This window comes from Campylobacter sp. BCW_6873, assembly GCF_001762365.1.
GTDB lineage: Bacteria > Campylobacterota > Campylobacteria > Campylobacterales > Campylobacteraceae > Campylobacter_D > Campylobacter_D jejuni.
Window position 1 is genome coordinate 2,582 of record NZ_MJWS01000100.1, and the last position, 203, is coordinate 2,784.

Consider the following 203-nt stretch of genomic DNA (forward strand, 5'->3'; position numbering starts at 1 on the left):
AAAGAATTTGTAAAATCTTATTTTTTAATATCTTTTATTATCTTTTTTATGGCTATTGTTATCATATTTTATCTTAGCTATGATCTTGAATTTTATAAATCGCTTGTATTACTTGATCCTCCAGAAATTGAAAAATTATCACCGCAAGAATATAGAGTGCGTAATTATTTTAAATTTTTAACCTTTGCAACTATGTTTTTTTT

1 pseudogene is annotated in these 203 nt (G+C 22.2%); it reads left to right on the forward strand.

What is annotated here, in order from left to right:
- A pseudogene (locus tag AJ932_RS10835) lies at positions 1–203 on the forward strand (hypothetical protein); the annotation flags it as partial.